Annotated in this window: 3 protein-coding genes and 3 pseudogenes; 5 read left to right on the top strand and 1 reads right to left on the bottom strand. The window is 44.0% G+C overall.

Annotated elements, in window-relative coordinates:
- The 3 genes from N7590_RS21915 to N7590_RS21925 form a co-directional block, all read left to right on the top strand.
- Nucleotides 1–447 (top strand): transposase (locus N7590_RS21915; protein WP_279935903.1); only part of this gene is annotated, 447 nt, incomplete at its 5' end.
- Entirely contained in the window at nucleotides 444–779 is a 336-nt protein-coding gene (gene tnpB / locus N7590_RS21920; protein WP_000618090.1) for an IS66 family insertion sequence element accessory protein TnpB, read from the top strand. The genes N7590_RS21915 and tnpB, both read left to right, overlap by 4 nt.
- A 74-nt stretch (nucleotides 780–853) precedes the next feature.
- Complete coding sequence (locus N7590_RS21925) at nucleotides 854–2,500, top strand: IS66-like element ISAba17 family transposase (protein WP_001094416.1); 1,647 nt, start codon at nucleotides 854–856, stop codon at nucleotides 2,498–2,500.
- Between the two features lie 30 nt (nucleotides 2,501–2,530).
- On the opposite strand, the pseudogene N7590_RS21930 reads toward N7590_RS21925, so the two are convergent.
- Nucleotides 2,531–2,602 (bottom strand): annotated as a pseudogene (locus N7590_RS21930) (DUF2789 domain-containing protein); the annotation flags it as partial.
- Between the two features lie 120 nt (nucleotides 2,603–2,722).
- Here N7590_RS21930 and N7590_RS21935 point away from each other — a divergent pair.
- Both N7590_RS21935 and N7590_RS21940 read left to right on the top strand, forming a co-directional pair.
- Nucleotides 2,723–3,655, top strand: a pseudogene (locus N7590_RS21935) (IS5-like element ISAha1 family transposase).
- Between the two features lie 39 nt (nucleotides 3,656–3,694).
- A pseudogene (locus N7590_RS21940) lies at nucleotides 3,695–3,767 on the top strand (IS6 family transposase); the annotation flags it as partial.

The following is a 3,767-nucleotide window of genomic DNA, read 5'->3' on the forward strand; positions in this document are numbered from 1 at the left end:
TTAAGTGGACACCTATTTATGGATTTAAAGACAGTTATAGACAGTGCACCAACGCTAAAAAAGCCCCGTCGAACCTTCACAGCTGAATTTAAACATCAACTTATTCAGCAATGCCAGCAGCCAGATACATCAGTGGCCAAGGTAGCAATGCAACATCAGATCAATGCCAATCTGCTACATAAATGGATTCGTCAGTCCAGATCAATGCCCCCTGCATTAAAAACCCCATCCATTCCACAGACTGACTTTCTTCCGGTCATTCTTCACCCGACTCCAGTCAAACAAGAAGCACCTCTACCACCTGTGCCAGAGAAGAAAGCTGTCGCTCATATCAGGATTCCATTACATGAGGCACCAAGTTCCGCAAGGGATCAGATGATCGAGATCGACTGGCCGGTGGAGTCAGTAACTGAATTACTGTTGCTGATCCAGGGTTTGACTCAATGATTCGTATTGATGAGATCTGGTTGTCTACCCAGCCGATGGACATGCGTGCAGGGATGGATACAGCCATGGCTCAGGTGCTGAGAGCCTTTGGCTACATCAAACCGCATTGCGCTTACCTGTTCTGTAATAAGCGTGGCCATCGTATGAAAGTGCTGGTGCATGATGGACTGGGTATCTGGCTGTGTGCCCGGCGGCTGGAACAGGGGAAATTCCACTGGGCTAAAGTTCACCAGGGTGAAAGTATGGCGATCAGCCCGGAGCAGTTACAGGCACTGATCCAGGGTTTGCCCTGGCAAAGAATCGGACTGCAGCAAGTGGTAACAATGCTCTAAACCAGGCTCATCCATTCTGCTATTCTCCAAACGTTCTATTTCCTCTGCATCATGACCTCAGGCATACTGCGGTCATGAATACGCTGCCTGATTTAAGCCAACTGACCCATGAACAACTGCTGGAATTTACCAGACAGTTGGCGATGCAGCATCAGTCTCTGGCACAATCTAAACAACAACTGGAACAATCAAATCAGCAATTAGATGCCAGAGTTCAACATCTTGAAGTCACCAATCAGCAATTAGATTCTAAAGTTCAACATCTTTCTATTCTCAATCAAAAATACGAGCATGAGCTTGCACTATTTAAACAGCATAAATTCGGCAGTAAAAACGAACATCTAACCGCAAAACAAATCCATCTCTGGGATGAAGCGGTTGAAGAAGATATTGCAGCGGTTGATCTGGAACTGGAACGACTGAATGCAGATAAAACCAATGCAGCTGCACAGAAAGCCCCAGTCAACAAACCTAAACGTCGGCTGTTGCCAGATCATCTACACACCCTCCGTATTGAGCATGAACCTGAATCAACACAATGCAGTTGTGGCTGTACCTTGCGTCGTATCGGTGAAGATGTCAGTGAAAAACTGAATTTCAGACCGGCACAGTTCTATAAGGAACAGCATGTGCGTGGTAAATGGGTCTGTGATCAGTGTGACACTCTGACTCAGCAAGCGATGCCAGCCTATGTGATTGATAAAGGCATTGCTTCACCTGAATTGCTTAGCCATGTGCTGGTGTCAAAGTATGCCGATCATTTGCCTTTGTACCGTCAACGTCAAATCTTTCTACGCGCAGGTGTTGATCTGTCTAGATCAACGTTATCTGACTGGATTGGCCGCTGTGGGGTGGAACTGGAACCTCTGGCCAATGCCTTAAAACAGGTGGTACTGCAACAGCAGGTGATCCATGCAGATGAAACACCGGTGACGGTCATGCAGATGGGTGAAAATGAGAAAAAGCCCAAAAAAGGTTATGTCTGGGCCTATGCCAGCACACAGTACAATCCAGTTCAGGCAGTGATCTATGACTTTCAAGATAGCCGTTCTGGCCAGCATGCTGAAGACTTCCTGAAAGGCTGGCAGGGTCATTTGGTCTGTGATGATTACAGTGGTTATAAAGCACGCTTTAGATCAGGTCAGGTCATTGAGGTGGGCTGCATGGCACATGCACGTCGTAAATTCCATGAACTACATGTGACCAAGAAAAGTCAGGTCGCTGAACAGGCATTAGTGCTGATTCAGAAATTATATGCGATAGAAGCAGAATTAAGAAAAAAGACGGATGGTACAGCGGAAGACCGCTGCGAATACCGACAACAGCATAGTCAACCGGTCATGCAACAACTATATGAATGGCTCAACCAACATCAGCTGACGGTGCCATCGAGTTCTCCAACCGCCCGGGCGATCAATTACAGCCTAAAACGTTGGACTGCTTTAAGCCGCTATCTGGATGATGGCAATCTACCCATTGACAATAATTGGATAGAGAACCAAATGCGTCCCTGGGCCTTGGGGCGTAAGAACTGGCTATTTGCAGGTTCGCTGCGCAGTGGTCAACGAGCTGCCAATATCATGACTTTAATCCAGTCAGCAAAGCTGAATGGCTTGGATCCGTATGCCTATTTAAGTGATGTGCTGAAAAGGTTGCCAACACATAAAGTGCCCCAAATAGAAGAATTACTACCTCACCGCTGGAAACCTGAACCCCGTTAAAACTTGGCGATGGCGTTCAGCGGATGCTTACATTGCTTCTTCAGTAGAAGCTAAACCAAGCTGTTCAAATAATTTGGTCATTCTTGGACGTGTTTGAGTCATGTGCTTAGCCCACAAATTTATATTAGATCAAATTAAACATAACATGTTTATATTTAAACTAAAATAGGCTTTGTTGCACAAACCTATCTCTAAAGGCTTATTCCACAATATAATTCTAAAATGAATAAGCCCACACCTAAAATCTATCGTACAACCAATTGGTCTTCTTATAACAGTGCATTAATAAATCGAGGAAATCTCTCAATTTGGTTTGATCCCAAGACTCAATAGTACGCTCAACCCAAAGGTAAACATGGTCGAAATCAAACTTATTCAGATACAGCCATCCAATGCTGTTTAATGATCAAATCCTTATTTCATCTTTCTTTACGCATGGTCACTGGCTTTGTGCAAAGTCTCATTCATCTTTATAGATTAGATTGGACAGCACCAGACTATTCCACCATCTGCAGAAGACAAAAGCATATTGATATTGCAATTAACTATCAAAAAAGCAGTAATGGCCTCCAGCTACTCGTCGATTCTACTGGCTTAAAGTTTCTAGGCGAAGGTGAATGGAAGCGTAAGAAACACCAACCTGAATATCGTCGCCAATGGCCTAAACTTCATATTGGTATAGATGCTGAAACCCTTCAAATACGCGCTATTCAACTCACTACAAATAATGTGAGTGATTCACAAGTGCTTGGTGATTTACTCGATCAGATTCCACAAGATGAGCAGATTGACTCTGTCTATACTGATGGGGCTTATGACACCAAGCAATGCCGTCAAGTAATTGCAGACCGACAAGCACATGCGGTGATTCCGCCAAGAAAAAATGCGAAACCTTGGAAAGATACGAAGACCAGCTCGCTAGAGCGAAATGAATTACTTCGAACAGTTAAACGTTTAGGAAGAACAATATGGAAAAATTGGTCAGGCTATCATCGCAGAAGTCTGATAGAAACCAAGATGCATTGCATTAAATTATTAGGCGATAAACTCCGTGCGAGAAACTTTCAAAGCCAAGTCAATGAGATTCATGCACGTGTGGCCGTATTAAATAAATTTACAGATTTAGGTCGACCTCACACCCAAGTTGCCACTTAAATTTAGATAACTTGGAAGAAGTTTAGCTTTTGAATGTTTGTGCAACAAAGCCCTCCAGAAATGGAAAAACGCTTACGCTGGTATTGGCGTAATCCTACAGATTTACATTCAT

Origin of the sequence: Stenotrophomonas sp. GD04024, assembly GCF_029837545.1 — a bacterium.
GTDB lineage: Bacteria > Pseudomonadota > Gammaproteobacteria > Xanthomonadales > Xanthomonadaceae > Stenotrophomonas > Stenotrophomonas forensis.